Source organism: Tateyamaria omphalii, assembly GCF_014651375.1.
GTDB lineage: Bacteria > Pseudomonadota > Alphaproteobacteria > Rhodobacterales > Rhodobacteraceae > Tateyamaria > Tateyamaria omphalii.
On record NZ_BMWT01000004.1, the window covers coordinates 336458 to 358569 of the forward strand.

Annotated in this window: 22 protein-coding genes; 14 read left to right on the forward strand and 8 right to left on the reverse strand. The window is 59.1% G+C overall.

Annotated features, from left to right (window positions below; genetic code table 11):
• Positions 1 to 9: 9 nt before the first annotated feature.
• The 3 genes from IE087_RS15605 to IE087_RS15615 all read right to left on the reverse strand — a co-directional run bounded on the left by IE087_RS15605 (position 10) and on the right by IE087_RS15615 (position 4384).
• Complete coding sequence (locus IE087_RS15605; RefSeq protein WP_189370288.1) at positions 10 to 1356, reverse strand: tetratricopeptide repeat protein; 1347 nt, start codon at positions 1354 to 1356, stop codon at positions 10 to 12.
• Between the two features lie 171 nt (positions 1357 to 1527).
• Positions 1528 to 2745, reverse strand: a complete 1218-nt coding sequence (locus IE087_RS15610) for a CaiB/BaiF CoA transferase family protein (protein WP_189370289.1) — start codon at positions 2743 to 2745, stop codon at positions 1528 to 1530.
• Positions 2729 to 4384: a thiamine pyrophosphate-binding protein gene (locus IE087_RS15615; RefSeq protein ID WP_189370290.1), complete on the reverse strand. Its 1656-nt coding sequence runs from the start codon at positions 4382 to 4384 to the stop codon at positions 2729 to 2731. Before IE087_RS15615 ends, IE087_RS15610 begins: the two co-directional genes overlap by 17 nt.
• Before the next feature lie 130 nt (positions 4385 to 4514).
• Between IE087_RS15615 and IE087_RS15620 the strand changes: the two genes are divergently transcribed.
• Entirely contained in the window at positions 4515 to 6908 is a 2394-nt protein-coding gene (locus IE087_RS15620; RefSeq protein ID WP_189370291.1) for a heavy metal translocating P-type ATPase, read from the forward strand.
• Complete coding sequence (gene cueR, locus IE087_RS15625; protein ID WP_189370292.1) at positions 6905 to 7294, forward strand: Cu(I)-responsive transcriptional regulator; 390 nt, start codon at positions 6905 to 6907, stop codon at positions 7292 to 7294. The genes IE087_RS15620 and cueR overlap by 4 nt, the downstream gene beginning before the upstream one ends.
• 74 nt (positions 7295 to 7368) lie before the next feature.
• Here cueR and IE087_RS15630 read toward each other — a convergent pair whose 3' ends face one another.
• Positions 7369 to 7938, reverse strand: a complete 570-nt coding sequence (locus tag IE087_RS15630) for a GcrA family cell cycle regulator (protein WP_189370293.1) — start codon at positions 7936 to 7938, stop codon at positions 7369 to 7371.
• 94 nt (positions 7939 to 8032) lie between these two features.
• Positions 8033 to 8938 (reverse strand): DMT family transporter, encoded by a 906-nt coding sequence (locus tag IE087_RS15635; RefSeq protein ID WP_189370294.1) that lies wholly within the window; start codon positions 8936 to 8938, stop codon positions 8033 to 8035.
• Between the two features lie 248 nt (positions 8939 to 9186).
• Between IE087_RS15635 and IE087_RS15640 the strand changes: the two genes are divergently transcribed.
• From IE087_RS15640 to IE087_RS15650, 3 genes are all read left to right on the forward strand, one after another.
• Positions 9187 to 10359: an aspartate aminotransferase family protein gene (locus IE087_RS15640; RefSeq protein WP_189370295.1), complete on the forward strand. Its 1173-nt coding sequence runs from the start codon at positions 9187 to 9189 to the stop codon at positions 10357 to 10359.
• 75 nt (positions 10360 to 10434) lie between these two features.
• Entirely contained in the window at positions 10435 to 11340 is a 906-nt protein-coding gene (gene argF / locus IE087_RS15645; RefSeq protein WP_189370296.1) for an ornithine carbamoyltransferase, read from the forward strand.
• A gap of 4 nt (positions 11341 to 11344) precedes the next feature.
• Positions 11345 to 12328, forward strand: a complete 984-nt coding sequence (locus tag IE087_RS15650; RefSeq protein WP_189370297.1) for a 2-dehydropantoate 2-reductase — start codon at positions 11345 to 11347, stop codon at positions 12326 to 12328.
• A 12-nt stretch (positions 12329 to 12340) separates the two neighbouring features.
• Here the strand turns inward: IE087_RS15650 and hrpB are convergent, their stop codons facing one another.
• Positions 12341 to 14740, reverse strand: a complete 2400-nt coding sequence (gene hrpB, locus IE087_RS15655; protein ID WP_189370298.1) for an ATP-dependent helicase HrpB — start codon at positions 14738 to 14740, stop codon at positions 12341 to 12343.
• A gap of 75 nt (positions 14741 to 14815) precedes the next feature.
• Between hrpB and meaB the strand changes: the two genes are divergently transcribed.
• The 4 genes from meaB to IE087_RS15675 all read left to right on the forward strand — a co-directional run bounded on the left by meaB (position 14816) and on the right by IE087_RS15675 (position 17223).
• Positions 14816 to 15829, forward strand: a complete 1014-nt coding sequence (gene meaB / locus IE087_RS15660) for a methylmalonyl Co-A mutase-associated GTPase MeaB (RefSeq protein WP_189370299.1) — start codon at positions 14816 to 14818, stop codon at positions 15827 to 15829.
• A 104-nt stretch (positions 15830 to 15933) separates the two neighbouring features.
• Positions 15934 to 16221: a 50S ribosomal protein L28 gene (rpmB, locus tag IE087_RS15665; RefSeq protein WP_189370300.1), complete on the forward strand. Its 288-nt coding sequence runs from the start codon at positions 15934 to 15936 to the stop codon at positions 16219 to 16221.
• Between the two features lie 144 nt (positions 16222 to 16365).
• Positions 16366 to 16734, forward strand: a complete 369-nt coding sequence (locus tag IE087_RS15670) for a hypothetical protein (protein ID WP_189370301.1) — start codon at positions 16366 to 16368, stop codon at positions 16732 to 16734.
• A 15-nt stretch (positions 16735 to 16749) separates the two neighbouring features.
• Positions 16750 to 17223, forward strand: a complete 474-nt coding sequence (locus IE087_RS15675) for a copper chaperone PCu(A)C (protein WP_189370302.1) — start codon at positions 16750 to 16752, stop codon at positions 17221 to 17223.
• A gap of 23 nt (positions 17224 to 17246) precedes the next feature.
• Here the strand turns inward: IE087_RS15675 and IE087_RS15680 are convergent, their stop codons facing one another.
• Together IE087_RS15680 and IE087_RS15685 are read right to left on the reverse strand one after the other, a co-directional pair.
• A complete protein-coding gene (locus tag IE087_RS15680; RefSeq protein WP_189370303.1) occupies positions 17247 to 17945 on the reverse strand; it encodes an NAD-dependent deacylase in 699 nt (232 codons plus the stop codon).
• A gap of 60 nt (positions 17946 to 18005) precedes the next feature.
• Positions 18006 to 18968 carry a LysR family transcriptional regulator gene (locus IE087_RS15685; protein WP_189370304.1) on the reverse strand — a complete coding sequence of 321 codons (963 nt, stop codon included), beginning with the start codon at positions 18966 to 18968 and terminating at the stop codon, positions 18006 to 18008.
• A 147-nt stretch (positions 18969 to 19115) separates the two neighbouring features.
• On the opposite strand from IE087_RS15685, the gene IE087_RS15690 reads away from it, so the two are divergent.
• From IE087_RS15690 to IE087_RS15710, 5 genes are all read left to right on the forward strand, one after another.
• Positions 19116 to 19997: a carbon-nitrogen hydrolase family protein gene (locus tag IE087_RS15690; protein WP_189370305.1), complete on the forward strand. Its 882-nt coding sequence runs from the start codon at positions 19116 to 19118 to the stop codon at positions 19995 to 19997.
• A gap of 81 nt (positions 19998 to 20078) precedes the next feature.
• Entirely contained in the window at positions 20079 to 20297 is a 219-nt protein-coding gene (infA, locus tag IE087_RS15695) for a translation initiation factor IF-1 (protein ID WP_005978431.1), read from the forward strand.
• A gap of 9 nt (positions 20298 to 20306) precedes the next feature.
• Positions 20307 to 20876: a Maf family protein gene (locus IE087_RS15700; protein WP_189370306.1), complete on the forward strand. Its 570-nt coding sequence runs from the start codon at positions 20307 to 20309 to the stop codon at positions 20874 to 20876.
• A complete protein-coding gene (locus IE087_RS15705) occupies positions 20873 to 21895 on the forward strand; it encodes a ribonuclease E/G (RefSeq protein ID WP_189370307.1) in 1023 nt (340 codons plus the stop codon). The genes IE087_RS15700 and IE087_RS15705 overlap by 4 nt, the downstream gene beginning before the upstream one ends.
• Complete coding sequence (locus IE087_RS15710) at positions 21892 to 22062, forward strand: DNA gyrase inhibitor YacG (RefSeq protein ID WP_189370308.1); 171 nt, start codon at positions 21892 to 21894, stop codon at positions 22060 to 22062. Before IE087_RS15705 ends, IE087_RS15710 begins: the two co-directional genes overlap by 4 nt.
• The last annotated feature ends 50 nt before the right edge of the window (positions 22063 to 22112 follow it).

Here is a 22112-nt window from a genome sequence, read left to right on the forward strand (position 1 = left end):
CCCCGCACATTATTGAGCGGGAATGCGCCGCGCGTCCTGGATCGAGGCCAGCCGAGTTGCGGCAAACCGGTCAATGGCGCCAGCCCGACGTGCAATGCGATCTTCGAGCAAAGCCTCGGTCGCGTCATACATGCCAGACCGAAGCCCCGCGTCGATTGTCATCCGTTCAAAAACGTCGCGCTGGGCATGGCTGCCGCCGATGATCTGCATTGATGGTCGGGCCGCGGCAAGGTTCTGGAATGCCGCGTCATAGCGCCCCTCGGCAAACGCGTTCAAACCTGAAAGCGCTGCCTTGCCCGGATCGGCCACGCGTGCCGGCATCTCGCCCTGACGTGCTGCATCGACGGCAAAGCGCGTGGTCATTGCGGCCTGCGCATCCTCACGTCCGGCGGCACCGAGAGCCAGTTGGTAGTGAAGGTCGGCAAAGACGAGGCACCCGTCATCCGTGCGGTTCTGCGCAAAATCCGCCAGCTCGGTCCAGCGATCACCCACGTGGGTGCCCTCAAGCTCGAGCCGCATCAGAAGGGATGTCGCGTTGGCGATGTCGCGGTAGTCGTCTGTCTTGTCCGCGCGGATCTGTTGATCATAGAGCGCAAGCACGATGTCGTTCTCGCCGCGATCGAGGTGCAAAAGCGCTTTGTGCCACCAAACGTGGTAGCGGAAGTTGTTGCAGTGATCCCATGCCGGAACGTTGTTTTCGATGAGGGAAATACCCGCGTCAGGACGGGCGGTCATGTCGTAAACATGAGCTACGGCGTGCAGGCCCCAAGCGTCGTCCGTTGCCAACTCCAGCCCTTTGAGCCCGGCTGCTTCTGCCGCGTGATAGTCACCTGTCTCTTCGAGCGTGAAGGCATGACAGCCGTGCAGATACCCTTCGAGCGGGTGATCTTTGTGGGCATCCAATACGTTCTCGATCGAGGTACGCATGCCAACACCGTCACCCAGAATAAATCGGATCGCGTGGCTTACCTTGGCGGACAAGGTGTCGGTGGGGTGCTCCGCCAGAACGCGCTCCATTGCGGCGATCGCGCCCGAAGGGCGGCCATCTAACCATTCGCCCAAGGCACGAACCCAAAGCCGTTCGCGCGCTGAGCCGCCAGCCGCAGCCAGTGCGGCCACCGCATCCTTGCCTGCCTGATGGGCGACATCCCACAACTCCTTGCGCCCCATCATCAGGGAAAAGAGACCCTTTGCGGCGTATCCCATCGCAAATTGGGGTGCACCCGACAAGATTGCGCCCAGATGCGTTGGGGTCGCAGTGCCATGCGCGAGGAAGGCGCGGATCATGCCGTTCCACTCTTCGACGAGAGCGGGATCTTCTAGGCTGACGGGCGCCTGACAAATATCGTGCATCATGGGTGCGTGACCTTTTACCGTATGCGTTCTTACTGGGTGTAAAACATCTAGGCAGGAATGGTATGCTATGAGCACAGGAAACACGTAACCGTGAAGCAGCATGTGCGGTTCCGTGAGCAAAATGTCAGCACATCCGCGAAAATCAGGCAAAAACCGGCCAAAGCGCTTGGGCTAGTCGGTATTTTGTTGCGAATTTTTGGGCTTTAATGTTGCAAGCACGGCTTTTGTGTCCTGCCCGAACCGGGGCGGGGGGCGTCTGTAAGTCACCGGCGTCGCCGAAAACTTGAGCGGATTCGCCAGAAGACGTACGTGTCCGTCTTCCACATCGCGTCTGTCGACCTGCACCACCGTACCGCGCGCCTCTGCCTGATCGGAGTTCAACGCTTCGGAGACATCATGGATCGGTCCACCAGGGACTTTGACAGCGTGCATTTTTGTCAGAAGGTCGTCTTTTGTCATCTTTGCCAGAATTGGGGTGAGTGATGCGGTTAAACTAACTCGGTTCTCAATGCGGCTTAGGTTGGTCGTGTAGCGCTGGTCGCGACCCAAACCGGGCGCTCCGATTGCATCGCAGAAACGCGCAAATTGCGCATCGTTGCCAACTGCCACCAATACATGTCCGTCCGATGTCGCGAACGCATCGTATGGAACGATATTCGGGTGTGCGTTGCCGCGCCTTTCGGGCACCTGACCGGACACAAGGTAGTTGCATCCTTCGTTGATCAACCACGCCATCTGTGCGTCAACGAGGCTGAGATCGATGTGTTGACCCTCGCCTGTTTGGTCACGATGCCTGAGTGCTGCCAGAATGCCGATGGTGGCGTACATGCCGCACATAACGTCAGCGATGCCAACGCCAACTTTCGTTGGCGTGCCGTCCGGATCGCCAGTCAGCGACATGATCCCGCCGTAACCCTGTGCCATTAGATCGTAGCCGGGTTTGTCACGGTTTGGGCCGGTCTGGCCAAACCCGGAGATAGAGCAGTAGACAAGCCCTGGATGGGCATTGAGCAGCGTATTGTGGTCCAGGCCGTACTTGACCAATCCGTCAGGCTTGTAATTCTCGATCACGACGTCGGCGCGTGCGGCGAGTTGGCGAACGATGTCCTGTCCCTCGTCGGTTGAAAGGTCGACGGCCACCGATTGCTTGTTGCGGTTCGCGGACATGAAATAAGATGACAGATCAGTGGGTTGCCCGTCAACGCCGCGGGCATAGTTGGGGCCCCATCCTCGCGTGTCATCGCCGCCGGTCTTCGGGTTCTCGATTTTGATGACGGTGGCGCCCAAATCACCCAGCATCTGTGTTGCGGTCGGTCCGGCAAGGATGCGCGACAGGTCCAGAACGAACAGGCCGTCCAGTGCGCCCTGTGTCTCAGATGCGGCCATCATATGCTCCCCGATCAATCACAGCGGCGATCACGGTGAACGTATCGGCCGATTGCGCGGCGGCAAGGGCGTCTTTCAACTCGGCCCGTGACGTGACCGTATGGCCGACGCCACCAAAGGCGCGGCCCATGGCCGCAAAGTCGTGCTTGGCAAAGTCGACGCCTGCATTGGTGAGCTGTCTCTGCCGTTGTTTCAATTCGATCAGGGCCAGCGATGCATCAACAAAAACAACGAAAACGGTCTTGAGGCCAAGTTCTGCTGCCGTGGACAATTCGCCAGCCACCATCAGGAAGCCCGCGTCCCCGGAGAAACTAACCACTGTGCGGTTGGGGTCGGCAACTTGCGCGCCCATTGCCAATGGAATTGCACAACCCATGGTGCACAGCGCGGATGACTGCATAAGCCCTCTCGGCTCGTAGCATTCCCACATCTGACTGAGCAGAATGCGATGTGCTCCGCTGTCTGCGGTGGCGAGCGCATTGCGGGGCAATTCAGCACGGCATGTGTCAATTACCGCCGCGGGTCCCCAATCATCGTTGCTAGGGAAAGCGTCGGCCAAAGCAGACTTGGCAGCCGCAACCTCTCCATTTGTCCATGTAGCACGGGGCGTCACGCCGTCCGCCATTGCTGCCAGCGTGACGGCGCAGTCACCGATCACATTGGTTGTCGCTTGGTGCATGTAGTGGTGGTTCGGTTCGGCCGTGATGTCGATCATGGTTTGGATGCCGGGGAAATAGAAATCCCGCCAACCTGTGCGCATTTCGATTGGATCATAGCCCAGGCCGATGATCAGATCGGCGCTTTGGACCAACGGCAACAGAACTTTGTCAGCCTTGGGTGACAGTCCCGCGCCACCCAAAGCCAGCTGGTGATCTTCCGGTAGCAACCCCTTGGCTTTGTACGTCGTAATAACGGGCACGTTGTAGGTTTCAACAAACTGCCGCAGCGCATCCGACATGTCTTGTCGCCGTGTGTCAAAGCCCTGATTCAACGCATCGACACCAGCGATCAGGATTGGACGTTCTGCATTCGCCAAGGCCGCTCGCATGCCTGAAAGTGTTTGTGCCGCTGGCACAACCGGTTCTGCAAGGGACCTGCGTATTGGAAGCTCCGGCCTTACGGGAGTCACGGCTACGGTGATTGGCACATCGATGTGAACGGGGCCGGGTCGTCCCTCCTGCGCGATGCTAACAGCCTTGTCTGCAATGACGTGCGCGGCGCCGGTATTTAGCGTAAAGGTCGCCTTGGTGATTGGACGGAACACTTGCGTCTGGTCTAGCACTTGGTGCGTGTAGGTCTGTGCTTCGTCCGCATCGACACAACCGGCCAGCACAATCAGTGGCACGCGATCTTGATGGGCATTGGCCACAGCATTCACGCCATTCAATGCTCCAGGACCAACCGTAGCCACCAGAATGCCGGGCGCACCGGTGCGGTGCCATGCTCCTTCAGCCATGAAGGCAGCCGCGTTTTCGTGTTTGCACAAGATAAAGCGAATGCCCGCCCGCTCAAGCGCGTCTACGATGGTCAGAACCTCGCCGCCGGGCATACCAAAGGCGAAACGACACCCTGCATCAAAGAGCCGTGCCGCCAGAACATCGGCAGCGCGCGGTGGTGTTGGGGGCGGGGGCAAGTCTTGCATCGCTGGTCTTTCACTTTTTTGCACCGCGCCTTCCTGTCATGGTCATCCCTGACGCACAACTCACACCTGCGCTGGATTTGTTTCACCAAAGGCTTGACCTTCCAGTGACTGGAAGCCCTATGTGCAACACATGACGGAAGGGACACTAACCTTAAAGTTGGAAGGATTGCACTGCGCTTCTTGCGTTGGACGGGCCGAGGCGGCCTTAGCCGCACTGCCAGGTGCGCATGACGTGCGGGTGAATCTTGCAGATCACAGTGCACGGGTTGCTGGGGTCGATGTGGTTAATGCGATGCAGGCGCTGGATGGCGCTGGCTATCCGCCTACCGTCAGGCATACCGTCTTGCACATCCCATCCATGTCTTGTGCATCCTGCGTTAGGCGTATCGAAACGGCAGCGGGCGCCACGCCCGGCGTCATCAAAGCCGAAGCACGTTTGCCAACCCGCACCCTTGTTGTTGACACGCTTGGTTCCGACTCTGATCTGCGAACCGCTTTGAAAGACGCCGGATATCGAGCCGAGCCATCCAACCACAGTGCACAAGAAAGAAACGAAACTGAGCGTATCTTCCGCCGTTTCCTCGTCGCAGCTGCGATGACACTGCCCGTGTTCGTTATCGAGATGGGCGGCCACATGTATCCGCCCTTGCATCATTGGGTGGCTAGAACGATTGGCACCGCCAACAGCCATCTGTTTCAGCTTGTTCTGACTGCAGTTGTACTGGCGGGGCCAGGGGCTGGTTTCTTTCGTCGTGGACTGCCCAATCTTTTCAAGGCACGCCCAGACATGGATGCGCTAGTGGCACTCGGGGCAGGGGCAGCGTTTGCGTTTTCGGCATTTTCTGTCCTTGCCCCCGGCATCTTGCCCCCTGCAGGCGTTTATTTCGAAGCTGCCGCGGTGATTGTCACTTTGATCCTCATGGGGCGCTGGCTCGAGGCGCGTGCGAAAGGGCGCACCGGTGACGCCGTCCGGCGCTTGTTGGGGTTGCGCCCGGATACAGCCGAGCGGCTGGCGGATGATGGCGAGGCCGAGACCGTGCCGCTGGCGTCGGTACATACCGGTGATGTGTTGCGTGTCCGTTCCGGTGGGCGGATCCCGGTGGATGGCATCGTCGTCGATGGGTACAGCCATGTTGATGAAAGCATGTTGACGGGTGAACCTGTGCCGGTCCTCAGGCGAGAGGGCGACGTGGTCACTGGTGGGACGCTGACAACCACAGGAACCATCGCGTTGCGCGCCACGCATGTGGGCGAGGATACGGTACTTGCTCGTATTACGGCTCTAACCCGTGAAGCGCAGGCCGCGCGTCTGCCGGTCGAGGCATTGGTCAATCGGATCACGGCGTGGTTCGTGCCTGCTGTCCTTGCAATAGCATTGGGGACATTTGTGCTCTGGTGGGCTTTCGCCGGATTGACCCCTGCCGTGGTTTCCGCTGTCTCGGTGCTGATCATTGCGTGTCCCTGCGCAATGGGCTTGGCAACGCCAATGTCCGTCATGGTAGGCACCGGGCGTGCAGCTGAGTTGGGCGTGCTATTCCACAAGGGCGATGCATTGCAGCGTGTGCAAGATGTGCAGGTCGTCGCCTTCGACAAGACGGGAACTCTGACCATGGGCGCACCGCAGCTACATGAGATTGCCGTGGCAGACGCTGCAGAACAGGCGTTTGCTCTGCGGATGGCGGCGGGTGTCGAAAGCCTGTCCGAGCATCCAATCGCCCGCGCAATCGTTGATCATGTTGCGAATGCGCCAACCGATGTCTCCGGCTTCCAAGCAGCGCTCGGGGCAGGCGCATCTGCATCTGTCGAAGGGCACAAGGTGGTTGTTGGCAACCTCGATATGTTATCGCAGGCTGGCGTGAAGGCGGATGCAGACTTGAGCGAAGCTGCGTCGGTATGGGCCGCAACAGGCGCGACAGTTGTGCATGTCGCGATTGATGGCCGCCACATGGGATCATTGGCAATTCGCGACACGATACGCAGCGGTTCGGCAAAAGCTATTGCCGTTTTGAAGGCGCAGGGCAGGTCGGTGGCCATGATATCCGGTGACGCGGTTGCCGCAGCAAAACACACTGCTGAGGCACTAGGGATTGATACTGTCATCGCAGGCGTAAAACCGGACCAAAAGGTTGATGCGATCCGCAAGCTGCGTGCGGACAAAGGTGCAGTTGCGTTTGTCGGGGATGGTATCAACGATGCCCCGGCCCTTGCTGCTGCCGATGTTGGGCTGGCTGTAAATGGCGCCACCGACGCTGCCATCGAAGCGGCTGATGTCGTCCTCATGTCCGCACAACCCGCCGCCGTCCTCCGCGCTATGCGCATCAGCCGCGCCACGCTGCGCAACATCTGGCAGAACCTGGCCTGGGCTTTTGTTTACAACACGGCCCTGATCCCGGTGGCTGCTGGCATTCTTGTGCCCTTTGGTGGTCCGCAACTTTCGCCTGCATTGGCGGCTCTGGCCATGGCGCTGTCGTCCGTTTTTGTCGTTACGAATGCATTGCGCCTGCACACGGAGGGAACCGCATGAACATCTCGGAAGCTGCAGACATCACCGCACTGCCGGCCAAAACCATTCGCTACTACGAAGAGATTGGGCTTATTACTCCTGGGCGTAGCGCGAATGGTTATCGCAGCTTCACGAATACCCATATCCATCAACTGACGTTTTTGGCTCGAGCGCGTGCGCTTGGTTTTTCGGTCGAGGATTGCCGTTCCCTGTTGGCGTTGTGGGAGGATCGGGACCGAGCCAGCGCCGATGTACGCAACATCGCTGCGACACACCTCGGCGCTATTGAAGCCAAGATCGCCGACCTGTCAGCTATGCGTGATACGCTGAGCCACCTGGTCAACACATGTGCTGGCGACAACAGACCGGACTGCCCGATTTTGAACAGCCTGTCTTCTTCTGACTGAAAATACCATGGGGAGGCCGTAGGCCGGGGGCAAAGCCCCCTTGAAAATGATGCCGCCGTCAGGCGACCACAGGATCAGCGGCGGCGATCCCTACGTGATGACATCGGCTGGAACGCAACACCTACATGCGCTTCGCAATAGGGTTTGCCCTGTTGCACAGGCAGGCCGCAAAACCAGAAATTGTCCGTGGCCGGATCACCCACCGGCCATTTGCAGGTCCGTTCGGTCAGTTCCATCAGGCTGATCTTCTTGGCCTTCTTTTCGACTTCGTTGACCTTGGCCAATGCTTCCGGGCTGATCTCGTTGGCCGAGGGCTGCGGGGGCAGGGGCTGCCCTGCTGGAATGATCTGCTTGCGTGCAGGCAGGCTGGTTTTTGTCTCGACCGGTTTGACGGCTGGTTCCGTCTTGGGTTGAACCTTTGGTTCAGCCTTGGCCTTGGGGGCTGGTTTCGGTTTGGCTTCTGCCTTGGCTGTGCTTGTGCTCGAACCACCGCCACCAGCACGGTTCGAAAGACCGAGGCGATGCACCTTGCCGATCACCGCGTTGCGGGTGACGCCACCAAGTTCCTTGGCGATCTGGCTGGCCGATTGGCCCTCGCCCCACATTTTTTTCAGCAGTTCAACGCGTTCGTCGGTCCAGGACATCAGCAGGCTTTCCGATTTAAAAAGCGGCCTCACGTGGGGCCGCCTTGTGTCTCAGTTCAGTGTCAGCGCCCTATAGTAGTCACACAGCCCAAAGTTACAAGGGATCACCTTGGGCTTTGGGTTTCGCGTGCAACCCTTCCCGCCAAGCCAGAAGTAGCGCCCCCGCGATGATAACTCCAGCGCCAAGGATCGTGACTGCATCGGGGATAACGCGATAGAAGATGATGTCGTACCCCGCGGCAAAGATCAGGGTGGCATAGCTGAACGGCGCGACAAAGCTGGCATCGGCCCGTGCCATTGCATTCACAAAACATGCCTGAGCTGACGCCATTGAACATCCGACACCAGCCATAAGTGCCCATTGATGGTTCGAAGGTGATTGCCAAACAAAGGACACCGCCACGCCTGCAATGCAAAGACCGAGCGCGTTGTTGGCCAGCAGAATCGAAAATGGCCCTTCACGGCCGGTCAGTTTCTTAATGAAGCTCAGCTCGAAACCCAGGGCGAGAGCGGCCCCAAGAGCCAGAAGCGCGGCCGGTTGAAAGCTTTCCGGTGTTGGTCGCAGCAGGATCATGGCGCCTAAAAAGGCAATCAAAGCAGCCAGCCAGCGCCACTTTCCCACCCGCTCGCCCAGCAATGGGATGGCCAAAATCATGCCGAAGACCGGGTTCAGAAACGAAATTGCAGTGGCGTCGGCCAGCGGAATGTATGCAACAGATGCAAACATCAGTGTAACACCTGCCCAGCCGCATGTTGTTCGGGCCAGATGGAACCCAAGATGGGGTCGCTGCAGTTCCGGTTTCAGAGCCAGTGCCGCCATGCCAAGGACGATAAACGCAAAAAGAAACCTGCCAAAGCTGATCTGGAAGGGATGCAGTGGTTCACCAAACTGGTCGGTCCCCAGTGCCTTCGCAAACAAGGTCGAGGCCGCGATAAAGGCACAAGCCACGATGATCAGCAGTGCGGCAAAAACGGGGTTCTCGGCTTTGGGCTTGTACATGTCGCGTCCCTGCGTCCGTGTGCCGCCAAGTGCAAGTGTATTTTTACTGGTAAAGGCGTCGCAACTGACCTAAACGGTCCGCATGATCACATTCGCACATCTCCGACGAGCCTTGCGACGCAGCTGACCGCTGCGCCTGATCCCGATGTGCCGCGATGGCACGCTTTTCCTCAAATCTGTTGACCCTGCCTCATGCCTCATGCACCAACGTGCTTTGATGTATTGGCCTTCCAAAAAGGATGATCCGCATGATCACGTCCGTTCTGCCAACCTACAACCGTGCCCCTTTGACGTTCGTCAAAGGCGAAGGCACTTGGCTGATCGAGGCGGACGGTCGACGTTTTCTTGATCTTGGGGCTGGCATTGCCGTGAACGCCCTGGGTCACGCTCATCCCGCGCTGACGCAAGCGTTGACCGATCAGGCCGGCACGCTGTGGCACACATCCAACCTGTATCACATCCCACAGCAGCAGGCGCTGGCCGACAAGTTGGTCGCCGCGACCTTTGCCGACACCGTCTTCTTTACCAATTCCGGAACTGAGGCGTGCGAACTGGCCGTAAAGATGGCGCGCAAATACTGGTATGACAAAGGGCATCCGGAAAAGGTGGACATCATCACATTCTCCGGTAGCTTCCATGGCCGCTCCTCCGCAGGCATCGCCGCCTCCGGGTCCGAGAAGATGACAAAAGGTTTTGGTCCCCTGCTGCCTGGCTTCACCCATCTGGCATTTGGCGATCATGATGCGATTGAGCCTGCCATCACAGAAACGACTGCCGCTATCCTGGTCGAACCCGTGCAGGGCGAGGGCGGCATCATCCCAATACCTGACCAATGCCTCAAGGGGCTACGCGACCTTTGCGACGAAAAAGGTATCCTCCTGATCCTAGACGAGGTGCAGTGCGGTGTGGGTCGCACCGGTAAACTCTTTGCCCATGAATGGGCTGGAATTGAGCCCGACATCATGATGGTGGCCAAAGGCATCGGCGGTGGATTCCCACTTGGTGCCGTGCTCGCCACCGAAGACGCAGCCAGCGGCATGACAGCCGGGACACACGGATCGACCTATGGCGGGAACCCACTGGGATGCGCTGTGGGGTGCGCGGTGTTGGACATCGTTGCGGATCCCAAATTTCTGGATGATGTGAATCGCAAAGCGGGCCTTCTGCGCCAAAAACTGGAAGGCTTGGTCGCGGCGCATCCCGATGTGTTCGAGCTGGTGCGTGGATCAGGGCTCATGCTCGGCATCAAGTGCAAGGTTCCATGCGGGGACGTCGTTGCTGCCGGCTACGAAAAAGAAGTTATTACAGTGCCCGCAGCAGACAACACCATCCGCCTTCTGCCGCCCTTGACCATAACTGATGAAGAACTTGCCACTGCTGTTGAACGCCTTGATGCAGCAGCACAAACGGTCGCGGCCTGATCATTCCTTATCTGAATAAACCTAGAAGGTTGAGGGCCTTTGGCTCTCAACTCCTTCGATCCAAGAGACAACGACATGACCCATTTCCTGGACATCCACACCACCAGCCAAGCAGATCTTCGGCATATCATCGACAATGCCCAAGCCATGAAAACAGCGCGTGCCGGGCGCCCCAAGGGCACCCAGGACGACGATCAGCCATTGGCGGGCCATATGGTCGCCCTGATCTTTGAAAAGCCCTCGACCCGGACGCGCGTGTCCTTTGATGTTGGTGTGCGTCAAATGGGTGGGCAGACCATGGTGCTCTCCGGCAGTGACATGCAGCTTGGCCATGGAGAGACCATTGCTGATACTGCGCGCGTGCTGAGCCGCTATGTGGATCTGATCATGATCCGCACCTTTGAAGAGGCCACGCTGCTTGAGATGGCGGAGTATGCCAGTGTTCCCGTGATCAATGGCCTGACCAACCGCACTCACCCTTGCCAGATCATGGCCGATGTCATGACCTTCGAAGAGCATCGCGGTCCGATCAAGGGCAAGAAGGTTGTTTGGTCTGGCGATGGCAACAATGTCTTTGCCAGCTTTGCCCACGCGGCCAAGCAGTTCGAGTTTGATCTGACCTTTACAGGGCCAGAGCCCCTGGACCCGGAAGGCGCACTGGACGGTCTTTACACGATCGAGCGCGATCCCCATTCTGCGGTGAAAGATGCTGATCTCGTTGTGACGGACACATGGGTCAGCATGCACGATCCACAATCCGCGCGTGAGAGACGTCACAATCAGTTGCGTGGATACCAGGTGAACGCGGACCTTATGGCACAAGCCAAGCCGGACAGCGTATTCATGCACTGCCTACCAGCCCACCGCGATGACGAGGCCACGTCCGAAGTGATGGATGGCCCGCATTCGGTCATTTTTGATGAGGCTGAGAACCGTATGCATGCCCAGAAGGCCATCATGCGCTGGTGTCTTGGGGTCTGATCTGATGGCGGACGCACGCATAGCAGTCGCGGGCGCAGGCAGCATCGGCTGCTATGTTGGCGGTTTGCTGGCGGCGGCCGGTTACGACGTATGTTTTTTGGCGCGTCCACGGATCGCCCATGCCTGTGCGCAGCGTGGTCTGCGCATGACAGACTATGCTGGGAATGATGTGCACCTGCCAAAGCCGCAGATGGTTGAAACAGCCGAGGCCGCATTCGCCGGTGCGGATGTGATCCTTGTGTGCACAAAGTCGGGCGACACTGCTGCAATGGGACGAGAAATCGCAGCACACGCGCCTTCGGCACAGATTGTCAGCTTGCAGAACGGGGTCGACAATGCCTCCAACCTGCGCGGCGCAGTGCCGGGGGCCGATGTTCGCGCTGCGATGGTCCCATTCAATGTCGTGCCCGAAGGAGCTGCGCACTACCACCGGGCGACGTCCGGCGACATTCTGGTCGAAGCGGGGCCATTGCCCGCATTTGATACGCCCACCCTTTCTTGGCAGCAGGTCGAAAACATCGAAGCAGTGCAATGGGGCAAGCTGCTGATCAATCTGGGCAATGCAATCAACGCGCTGTCTGACCTGCCGTTGTTGACACAGTTGCAGGATCGCGCGTGGCGGCGCCTCATGGCCGATCAAATGGCCGAAGCACTGCGGATATTGTCTGCTGCGGGGATCAAACCCGCCAAGACGACCGCTGCACCACCCGGCCTGATCCCTCATATCCTGCGTCTGCCCACGCCACTGTTTCGTCGTATTGCGGCGCAAATGCTGACCATCGACGCGCAGGCCCGCTCATCCATGTGGGATGATTTGAAACAGGGGCGTCGTACCGAAATCGATGCTTTGCAGGGGGCTATCATTGCACTTGCCGAACGGTATGGGCGGCAGGCTCCGCTGAATGCACGTTTGCGCCAACTGATCCGTGACGCGGAAGCGGCTGGCAAGGGGCCTCCTGGGCTGACCCCGGTTGATATTCGGTTGTAGCTGTGGACGCGCTCAGCGCCTTGGCTTTGCTCTGAGCGTGGGGTCTGCTTGTGTTGGATCTTCGGGCCAAGGGTGTTTCGGATATTGCCCCCGCATGTCCTTGCGCACATCGGCATAGGAAGTCGCCCAGAAACCAGGCAGGTCCGACGTCACCTGCACGGGTCGTTGGGCAGGGGAAAGTAGGGTGACTTGCAATGGCACAGTGCCCACCATCGGGTGTCGGATGACCCCGAACATTTCCTGCAGGCGCACAGAGATGCCTGGCACCTCTTCGTCATAATCAATGGGAATGCGCCGACCGAGGGGTGTTTCAAAATGCCCCGGCACTGCACGGTCAAGTTTTTGTAGCATGTCCCAGCCAAGATGCGCCTGCAATGCAGGCAAGATGTCGAACGCTTTCCAGTCCGACGCTGTGCGGGTTCCCGCAAGGTGCGGAAGTAACCATGTTTCGAGGGAGCGGAGCAGTGCTTCTTCACTCAGATCGGGAAATTCGTTTCCCATCAGACGCGCACGCGCCATCAGCCGTTTTGCTCCTTTGGACGGTCGAAGACCTATCTGACGAACACCGTCTATCATTGCTGTCGCCACCGCCTCATCAGGTGCCGCGTGCCATGGTTTGTCTTCGAGGATCAGCGCTCCAAACTGACGTTGTGTGCGGGCCTGAACTGCACCGTTTCGTTTGGACCATACGCAGACGTGGTTCCATCCGATTTGGTCTGCGAAAAGAGCTTCCAGCTCGGGCAGTGTCAAAGCCGCTGCTTGCCTGATCCGCGCTTCGCGTGGGTTGCCATCAAGGTCCGTCGCCACGATCAATTTCTGACCAGCAAGGCCGTCACCTTCGGGCATGACGGCGCCCTTACCGCCTGACAGGACATAGCGCGGTTGGTCACCAGAACGCCTCAGCCCGATGCGGTCAGGATACGCGAGACTAGCCATTGCTGCCGCTGAAAGCGGTGCAGTTTCCTTCTGTTTTGCAGCCAGCCTTTTGGCCTCGTCCTTGATCCGGGCGATGGCCCCGCGATGGACACTTTCGCCAAAGCCGCCGGGGTTTCTGAGCGCGCGCAGCCTTAGTCCAAGGTCTGTGCCGCGCCCACGCAGCGGGTCACGATCACTCAGCAAAGCGGCCAGCGGTGCCGCCTGTTTGCCAGCCGTCACCAGCATATGCGCCAGCCTAGGATGCAGTGGTTGCCGAGCAAGCAGTCGCCCATGGTCGGTGATCCGGTTTTGAGCGTCGAGGGCGCCCAGCATTTGTAGGACGGCACGCGCCTCGGCCAAGCGCCCCTCGTGGGGTGGCCTGACAAATTGCAGGTCATTCTCACCTCCGCCCCAAATGGCGAGTTCAAGTGCAAAGCTGGCTAGATCGCCTGCACTGATCTCGGGCGGCGGGAAGGCGGCAAGGGCGCCATCTTCCCCCCTGGTCCAAAGTTTGTAGGCGACACCGGGGGCGACGCGGCCCGCACGGCCCGCACGTTGGGTGGCTTCGGCTCGTGTTACTTTTTCTGTGATCAGGCGTGACATACCCGATGACGGATCGAATTGCGCGCGACGGGCACGGCCACCATCAACAACGATGCGGATGTCCGGAATGGTCAGCGAGGTTTCCGCAATTGCCGTGGCCAGCACGATCTTGCGTTGGTCAGACGGGGAAATAGCGGCGCGCTGTGCTTTGAAGTCCATGGCGCCGAAAAGTGGCTGCACGTTGGGCAGATCGGACAGAAGCGCTGCGGTGCGCCGGATTTCTCCTTCTCCCGGCAGAAAGGCCAGCAGGCCGCCGGGTTCCTTCGTGTATGCCTCTCGGATCAACTCCGCCATCGCGTTTTCGAAGCGGGTCGTTTTTGCCACCGGACGGTCCAGCCAATGCGCTGCGACATCATAGCTCTTACCTTCAGACGTCAGGATCGGCGCCTGCATCACATCGGCCACCGGTGCAGCATCTAGCGTGGCGGACATGGCCAGCAGGATCAGATCATCGCGCAGGGCTTCGGCCACCTCGAGGCACAGGGCAAGACCCAGATCGGCGTTCAGGGACCGTTCGTGGAATTCGTCAAAGATCACCGCGCCCACGCCCGGCAGATCCGGGGCGTCCTGCAGCATCCTTGTCAGGATCCCCTCGGTCACCACCTCAATGCGAGTGGCGGACCCAACAGTGCTGTCGCCGCGGATGCGATACCCGACAGTTTGTCCGGTTTGTTCGCCAAGTGTTTTTGCCATTCGGTCTGCGGCCGTCCGCGCGGCCAAGCGACGGGGTTCCAGCATGAGAATGTGTCCGTCGGTCAACCCTTCATCAAGTATGGCCAAGGGCACCCGCGTGGTTTTGCCCGCACCCGGCGGCGCCTGAAGCACAGCGCGCCCGTGCTGGCGCAATGCGTCCATCAAATCAGGTAGAATGTCATCAATGGGCAACCGGGTCATAGGTTGCCTTATGGCGCAACCGTCATGGCCCGCCAACACTGGACATTCTGTACACGCCCCCGCAGAAAAGCGGCCATGGACACTAAGGATCTTGCTGAACGGATTGCGGCTGGTGAGCGCCGTGCGCTGGCACGCGGTATCACGCTGGTAGAAAGCGGACGGGCCGATCACCGGGCGCAGGCGACCGAGGTCTTGGCTGCATTGCCACGAGATCGGCAGGCGCTACGGATCGGATTGTCCGGTACACCGGGCGTCGGCAAATCAACCTTTATCGAGGCGTTTGGAATGACGCTTGTGCAGGCCGGGTTGCGCGTTGCGGTTCTGGCCGTTGATCCGTCGTCTGCGCGGTCCGGTGGGTCGATCTTGGGTGACAAGACCCGTATGGACCGGTTGAGCCGCGAGCCTGCTGCCTTCATTCGTCCATCACCGAGCCAGACTCATCTGGGCGGCGTGGCCCGGCGGACACGCGAAGCGGTCGCCTTGTGCGAAGGCGCCGGGTTCGACGTGGTCCTGATCGAAACGGTTGGTGTCGGGCAGTCCGAAACGGTTGTTGCGCAGATGTCTGACCTGTTTCTGTTGCTGCTGGCCCCGGCAGGTGGGGACGAGCTGCAGGGGGTCAAGCGCGGGATCATGGAGATGGCCGACATGATCCTCATCAACAAGGCAGATGGTGATCTGAAGCCTGCGGCGACCCGGACCTGCGCAGATTATGCGGGTGCGCTGCGCCTGTTGCGCAAACGTCCGCAGGACCCGGATGGCTTTCCCAAGGCGATGATGGTGTCGGCGATGACCGGAGAAGGTCTGGATGTCGCGTGGGCCGACATGCAGGCTTTGATGGATTGGCGACGGCAGAACAGCTTTTTTGCTGCGACCCGCGCTGCACAAGCACGCTACTGGTTCGAGGAAGACGTACGGGCGGTCCTTTTGTCAAAGCTGGAAACGCGAACCGCCAAAGCTGCGATGCAACGGTTTGGTACGGCTGTTGCCGAGGGTGCGCTTGATCCTGCCACGGCTGCTTTGGACATGCTTTCGACCCTGGACGCCAATTTCGGTGATGGCCGGGTTGACCCTGAACGCGATTCCCCCTAAAGCCACCGAACGAATTTCGATGGCGCCGCCCAGCGTGCGGTGCCTGTGTCGTTTCAGGCCCTGAGCGTTGGATTGAGCGGCAGAGCGGAGAAAAGGATAGACTGATGTCGCGCGTATGCGAACTGACCGGTAAGGGCCCGATGACTGGCAACAATGTCAGCCACGCCAACAACAAAACACGTCGGCGCTTCCTGCCGAACCTGAATGACGTAACCCTTCAGTCCGAGACATTGGGCCGTGGTGTAAAACTGCGCATCTCGGCTGCTGCACTGCGGTCGGTGGACCACCGTGGAGGTCTGGACGCGTACTTGGCCAAAGCCAAGGACGTTGAGCTGTCGGACCGTGCCCTGAAAGTCAAAAAAGAGATCGCCAAGGCGCAAGCCACCGCTTGATCGGAAGGCTTTTGAGCTTTTTGCCCCGCTTTCACTAGGAAGCGGGGTTTTCTTTTGTGTGGCGCCCGCACACAGAAGTACGCACCCTTGGCCAATGAATGTGCCGCAGTTGTTATGGCCGCTGACACGTTCTAACTGTGCAATATGTTCCGCACCATTATGCCCATAGTTCTAAGCCTTGCTCTACTGTTGGCTAGCCTCGGCACTGCTGTGGCGCGTGGAGCGCCACAAGCCGAGGACAAAATCGTGATATGTTCGGGCACTACGGTGGCTGTCATCTTTGTCGATGCGGATGGGCAACCCACCACGGCACCGCATGTGTGTCCCGATTGCGCTTTACATCTGTTTGCGGCTTTGGCGCCGTCCAACACCATTTCAAAATGGCTGGACAACGTCACAATGCTGCGGGCGGCACCGGCGGTTGAGCAGCATTCTGTTATGTGCAAGCTGCGGGCATCTGCGCGGTCCCCTCCTGTTGACGTGATCCGGATTTCCCAAGCACAGACGCCTTAACTCCAGGAGGACACTATGTCCCTTCGAAATACTCTTTCCGCCGCTGTTGCGGCGACGCTCCTTACTGTTCCGGCATTTGCTGACGGCATCATGGTCATGGATCCATATGCCCGCGCGGCCAGCCCAGCTGCAAAATCGGGTGCAGCCTTCATGATGATCCACAATGAAACAGGACAAGACGACACCCTGATTTCTGCGAGCACGGAGGCCGCTGCCCGTGTTGAATTGCACACCCATATCGAGGTGAGCGATGGCGTGATGCAAATGACTGAAATCCAGGGCGGTATTCCGCTTCCTGCCGGTGGCACGCACCACATGATGCGGGGTGGGGACCATGTCATGCTAATGGGGCTGACCGGCCCATTGGAGCAGGACGCCACTATCGAAGTGACCCTGACACTCGAGAAAGCGGGCGATATCGTCGTTACGATACCAGTCGACAATGCCCGCAAGCCCGAAGCCGGTGCGCACGGCGACCACTCGCACTGAAGGCTGGCGGATCAAGATCCGCCTTACCCGGCCAGAATTTCGGCCACCCAGTTTGGTACTGTTTCTGATGCTTTGCCTGGGCGAACGTCATCGAACAGGCCGACATTTTCGCCCGGTTCCAGGTTCATCTCGATCGTTTCTGCGCCGACATGTCGGGCCATCTGCACGAACCCGGCTGCCGGATACACATTGCCCGACGTACCGATGGCGACAAATACGTCTGCATTTGCCAACGTGCGTTCGATCCTTTCCATATGATAGGGAATTTCGCCAAACCATACGATGTCCGGACGAGCAGTTGGTCCTGCGCAGTTCGGGCAGTCCTGTCCCACGGACATCGCGAGCGGCGCGGGCCAGCGATGTTCACACGTCGCGCACAGTGCGGAATTCAATGCGCCGTGCATGTGGATCACATCTGTGCTGCCACCCTTTTCGTGCAGGTCGTCGACATTCTGAGTCACCAAGGTGACGGACCCGGCATGTTCCGCTTGCAATTGCGCCAACGCCCGGTGCGCGGCATTCGGGCTGGCTTCGGCTGCTTGCGCACGGCGTGCGTTGTAGAAATCGACAACAAGCTGTGGATTGCGGGCGAAGCCTTCGGGAGTCGCAACGTCTTCGATCCGATGCTGCGCCCACAGGCCACCTTCGTCGCGAAATGTTCCAAGACCGCTTTCGGCTGAAATTCCGGCGCCGGTCAGGATCACGATAGAAGGGGCGGTCATGGTGTATCTCCTCGCTGCTGAGAAAATACTTGGACTGGTCTAAACAAAAAGAGCAAGCGCTCAACCATCGAGCAAACGCAGTTCTCCGGCGAGCCATGGCAACTGTATCAGGGCCGGATCCATCATATGTGTCTTGATCAGACGTCGCATCGTGTTGGCCACGTCCGTTGGGACCTCGCCCGCCCAATCTGCGCTCGCATACAGCGATATAGTGCGGGAGAAAGGCTTGAAGGGCAGCGGGAACGCATCAACCTGATCATGGAAGCGCCCGGCCCTCATGTACCCCAGCGGTGTTGTCACGGCCCACCCGATGCGGCGTGCCACCATTGCCATCAAGGCCAAGTGACTGCCGATTTCGAACCGGTCCGCGAAATCCAGCTTTTGACGCGCCAGGTGCGCCTCAATCTGACGCGAGATCAATTGTTCCCGCTCGTACCGGAGAAATGGCAGATCGGGCAGGATGGACATGGGATCGCCATCGCGGACCACGCCGCGCGGGGCAACCAGAATGAACGGGTCACGCGCCAGAGGGTATTCCAGAACGCCATCGCGCATCGTGCCGTCACTGGCCGAGATTGCGATGTGCAGGCTCTTGTCGGCAATCGCTTGCAGGATCTCGTGGCTAGGGGCGGTCGCAAGCGTGAATTTGCAGCGCGTCAGGCTGTCAGCCAGGATTGTCACCAGCCTTGGGGTCAGGTCGTTCTCGAAATCATCAATGACCCCAATGGAAAGGGCCGACAAATGCGCCAGGTCCATTACCGTTAATTCGGATTGCGCAAGACGCAGTTGCGACAAAGCGGCCTCGGCCCGTGCCAGAAAGCTGGTGCCGGCAGGGGTCAGCCGCATGGGGCGTTTTCCGTGATCGACCAGATCAGTGGCCAAAGCCGTTTCGAGGTTCCGCAATTGCTGACTCACGGCAGGTTGGCTGAGGCCTGTCACTGACGCGGCTTGGGCAACCGAACCGGTTGCGGCGAGCGCCTCGAACACTTCAAGACCACGCAGGGTGACACCCTTGCTTAACATGGGATACCTTTACACAGTTTTGTATTCTTTGAATGTTCAGGTGTGGATCGGTCAAGAAAAATCGGCATTCCCGTCGTATTGCTTTTGGTTTTTTGAAAGGCATGCCGCGTCTTGCATCAAGTGATCAGAGTAAGGCACAAAAAGGGTATGAAGATTGCAACAGCCTCGTATCCCCTTGATGTGCTGCCCGATTGGGTGGCCTATGAGGATAAGTTGACGGCATGGGTCTCTGAAGCGGCGGAAGCCGGTGCGGAGTTGCTGGTTTTCCCCGAATATGGCGCGATGGAATTGGCCACGCTTGCGGGGCTGGACATCGCCCGCGATCTGGAGACTTCCCTTTTCGCCGTGGCGGATCGGTTGCCCGATGCGGATGCGTTACATGCTCACCTTGCTGCCCAGTTCGATGTGCATATCCTCGCCGCCTCCGGCCCCGCGCGGCACGATGACATCGCCCGTCCTGTGAACCGTGCGCGCTTGTTTGCTCCGGGCGGTGCGGTTGGTGTGCAAGACAAACAGATCATGACCCGGTTCGAGGCGGAGACATGGAATGTCGTTCCTGGCGATCCCCTGCAACTCTTCGATACTGCGCTGGGGCGGATCGGCATCCTGATATGCTACGACAGCGAATTTCCACTTCTGGGGCGGGCCCTGGCCGATGCCGATATCATTTTGGTGCCGTCCGTGACCGAAGCCGTGTCGGGCTATTCTCGCGTTCGGATCGGTGCCCAGGCGCGTGCCTTGGAAAATCAATGCGTTACTGTGATGTCTTCCGTTGTTGGGGAAGCATCCTGGTCCGAGGCCGTCGATATCTCGACAGGGGCAGGCGGCATTTTTGGGCCGCCGGATCGCGGCTTTCCTGACACGGGCGTGATCGCGATGGGCACGCTGAACGCGCCGGGATGGGTCTATGGCGAAATTGATTTGGCCCACATTGCAGAGGTGCGGGCAAATGGCACGGTCCTGAACCGCAGGGACTGGGAGGCGCAAAGCGGTCGTGCCGATCCTGTCACAGTCGTGACACTCGCCTGATTAGCCCTTGAATTATGGGCCGCAGAGGCGCATTTAGTGGCGCGTCCGCATATTGGCGGGCAATGCAATGAAGGAGAGACCATGGCCAAGGAAGATACGCTCGAATTTCCCGGTGTCGTGAAGGAACTCCTGCCCAATGCGACGTTTCGGGTCGAGCTTGAGAATGGCCATGAGATCATCGCACATACGGCAGGAAAAATGCGCAAGAACCGCATCCGCGTTCTGGCAGGCGACAAGGTGCAGGTCGAAATGACCCCCTATGATCTGACCAAGGGTCGGATCAACTACCGCTTCAAATAAACCCCGTTCGTGGCGTTTATTCTGGGATCCGGAAGTCCGAGGCGGCTTGAGCTGCTCGGGCAGCTTGGTGTTGCGCCTGATGACGTTCGCCCGCCTGACATTGACGAAACGCCCCGAAACGCTGAACTGCCGCGCCCCTACTGCGCGCGAATGGCCCGCGAGAAGGTGAACGCGGTGGTCGCCGGTGCCGATGATGTCGTTCTGTGCGCCGACACAACCGTCGCATTGGGGCGCCGCATTTTGGGCAAGCCCGAGGATGAGGCGGAAGCGCGGGCATTCCTGAACCAGATGTCGGGGCGGCGCCATCGGGTTATAACCGCGGTCGCGGTAAAAAAGGGTGACAAGGTTTGGGAGCGCGATGTTGTCAGCAACGTGCGCATGAAGGCACTGTCTGCAGATGAAATCAGCGGCTATCTGGCGATGAACGATTGGCAGGGCAAGGCAGGGGGCTATGGAATACAGGGCCCAGCCGGTGCCTTGATCCCTTGGATCTCAGGGTCGTTTTCCGCGATTGTCGGTTTGCCCCTATCTGAGACAGCGGGGCTTTTGCAGGCCGCAGGCATGAAGGTTTGGGCATGAAGGGTCGCCAGATATGTTTGGACCATCTGAACGGCCGCGAGGCAGCAGCACTGCTTGTGGACGGACATCTGGATGATCTGCTGATCGACTCCGATGCTCCGCGCCCAGGCACCGTTTACCGTGCGGTCACGGACAGACCTGTTAAAGGGCAGGGGGGGCTTTTCCTGAAGACCCCGGATGGCGCGGCGTACCTGCGCGGTGTCAAAGGGATCGGGCAAGGCGAAACACTTTTGGTGCAGGTCACTGGTTACGCCGAGCCGGGCAAGGCCATCCCGGTCAGTCACAAGATTCTGTTCAAAAGCCGCTATGCTATCGTCACCCCAGATGCTCCCGGTCTCAACCTGTCCCGCAGCATTCGGGATGATGATGTTCGCGATGAGTTGATGGCGCTTGCGCATGAGGGGATGGATGGAAGCCAGATGGGTCTGATCCTCAGGTCCGCGGCTGCTGGCGCAGATGCGGATGCCGTGTCGGATGACATTGTCGCAATGCGTGATCTGGCGGAAACGGTGATGGAGGATCAGGGGTCGGGTCCCGAGGCTCTGACCGAAGGCGATGGCCCCCATGTCCTGGCATGGCGGGACTGGACCGATACAGGAGAGGTTGTGACGGAGCCGGGGTGTTTCGAAGAGCATGGTGTTCTTGATTTGCTGGACAGTGCGAGTGGGGCACGGGTGAGTTTGGGCGCAGATGCCAGCATGTTTGTCGAAGCGACACGGGCGCTGGTCGCCGTGGATGTGAATACCGGCGCTGATGGCTCCTTTGCTGCGGGGTTGAAGGCGAATTTGACCTGTGCGCGCATGTTGCCGTCTGCCCTGCGTGTGCGCGGTTTGGGGGGGCAGATCACAATCGATCTTGCGCCCATGCCGAAAAAGGAACGCAAGACGTTTGAAGCGGCGTTGCGTGCAGCCTTGCGCAAAGATGACGTAGATACCGTGATGGCCGGATGGACCCCGCTTGGCCATTTCGAATTGCAACGTAAACGCGCGCGCTTGCCACTGGCCGAGGTGCTGTCGTGACGTGCCCGATCTGCAGTGAAGACACGGTGCAAAAGTATCGCCCTTTCTGTTCGCGCCGCTGCGCTGACATCGACTTGGCGCGATGGATGAACGGTGCTTATTCTGTTCCTTCTCAGCGTGAAGAAGAGGGCGATGTCACGGATGACGATGGTCCTTTGCCACACTAAGCATTTGGTGTGATTTTGCTATGGACAGTGCCTGACGATACGCTTATCAC

What these genes read in the sequence shown, in the direction of transcription:
- IE087_RS15605 (WP_189370288.1), bottom strand. Translation starts at nt 1,356, where the DNA reads ATGATGCACGATATTTGTCAGGCGCCCGTCAGCCTAGAAGATCCCGCT.
- IE087_RS15610 (WP_189370289.1), bottom strand. Translation starts at nt 2,745, where the DNA reads ATGATGGCCGCATCTGAGACACAGGGCGCACTGGACGGCCTGTTCGTT.
- IE087_RS15615 (WP_189370290.1), bottom strand. Translation starts at nt 4,384, where the DNA reads ATGCAAGACTTGCCCCCGCCCCCAACACCACCGCGCGCTGCCGATGTT.
- IE087_RS15620 (WP_189370291.1), top strand. Translation starts at nt 4,515, where the DNA reads ATGACGGAAGGGACACTAACCTTAAAGTTGGAAGGATTGCACTGCGCT.
- cueR (WP_189370292.1), top strand. Translation starts at nt 6,905, where the DNA reads ATGAACATCTCGGAAGCTGCAGACATCACCGCACTGCCGGCCAAAACC.
- IE087_RS15630 (WP_189370293.1), bottom strand. Translation starts at nt 7,938, where the DNA reads ATGTCCTGGACCGACGAACGCGTTGAACTGCTGAAAAAAATGTGGGGC.
- IE087_RS15635 (WP_189370294.1), bottom strand. Translation starts at nt 8,938, where the DNA reads ATGTACAAGCCCAAAGCCGAGAACCCCGTTTTTGCCGCACTGCTGATC.
- IE087_RS15640 (WP_189370295.1), top strand. Translation starts at nt 9,187, where the DNA reads ATGATCACGTCCGTTCTGCCAACCTACAACCGTGCCCCTTTGACGTTC.
- argF (WP_189370296.1), top strand. Translation starts at nt 10,435, where the DNA reads ATGACCCATTTCCTGGACATCCACACCACCAGCCAAGCAGATCTTCGG.
- IE087_RS15650 (WP_189370297.1), top strand. Translation starts at nt 11,345, where the DNA reads ATGGCGGACGCACGCATAGCAGTCGCGGGCGCAGGCAGCATCGGCTGC.
- hrpB (WP_189370298.1), bottom strand. Translation starts at nt 14,740, where the DNA reads ATGACCCGGTTGCCCATTGATGACATTCTACCTGATTTGATGGACGCA.
- meaB (WP_189370299.1), top strand. Translation starts at nt 14,816, where the DNA reads ATGGACACTAAGGATCTTGCTGAACGGATTGCGGCTGGTGAGCGCCGT.
- rpmB (WP_189370300.1), top strand. Translation starts at nt 15,934, where the DNA reads ATGTCGCGCGTATGCGAACTGACCGGTAAGGGCCCGATGACTGGCAAC.
- IE087_RS15670 (WP_189370301.1), top strand. Translation starts at nt 16,366, where the DNA reads ATGTTCCGCACCATTATGCCCATAGTTCTAAGCCTTGCTCTACTGTTG.
- IE087_RS15675 (WP_189370302.1), top strand. Translation starts at nt 16,750, where the DNA reads ATGTCCCTTCGAAATACTCTTTCCGCCGCTGTTGCGGCGACGCTCCTT.
- IE087_RS15680 (WP_189370303.1), bottom strand. Translation starts at nt 17,945, where the DNA reads ATGACCGCCCCTTCTATCGTGATCCTGACCGGCGCCGGAATTTCAGCC.
- IE087_RS15685 (WP_189370304.1), bottom strand. Translation starts at nt 18,968, where the DNA reads ATGTTAAGCAAGGGTGTCACCCTGCGTGGTCTTGAAGTGTTCGAGGCG.
- IE087_RS15690 (WP_189370305.1), top strand. Translation starts at nt 19,116, where the DNA reads ATGAAGATTGCAACAGCCTCGTATCCCCTTGATGTGCTGCCCGATTGG.
- infA (WP_005978431.1), top strand. Translation starts at nt 20,079, where the DNA reads ATGGCCAAGGAAGATACGCTCGAATTTCCCGGTGTCGTGAAGGAACTC.
- IE087_RS15705 (WP_189370307.1), top strand. Translation starts at nt 20,873, where the DNA reads ATGAAGGGTCGCCAGATATGTTTGGACCATCTGAACGGCCGCGAGGCA.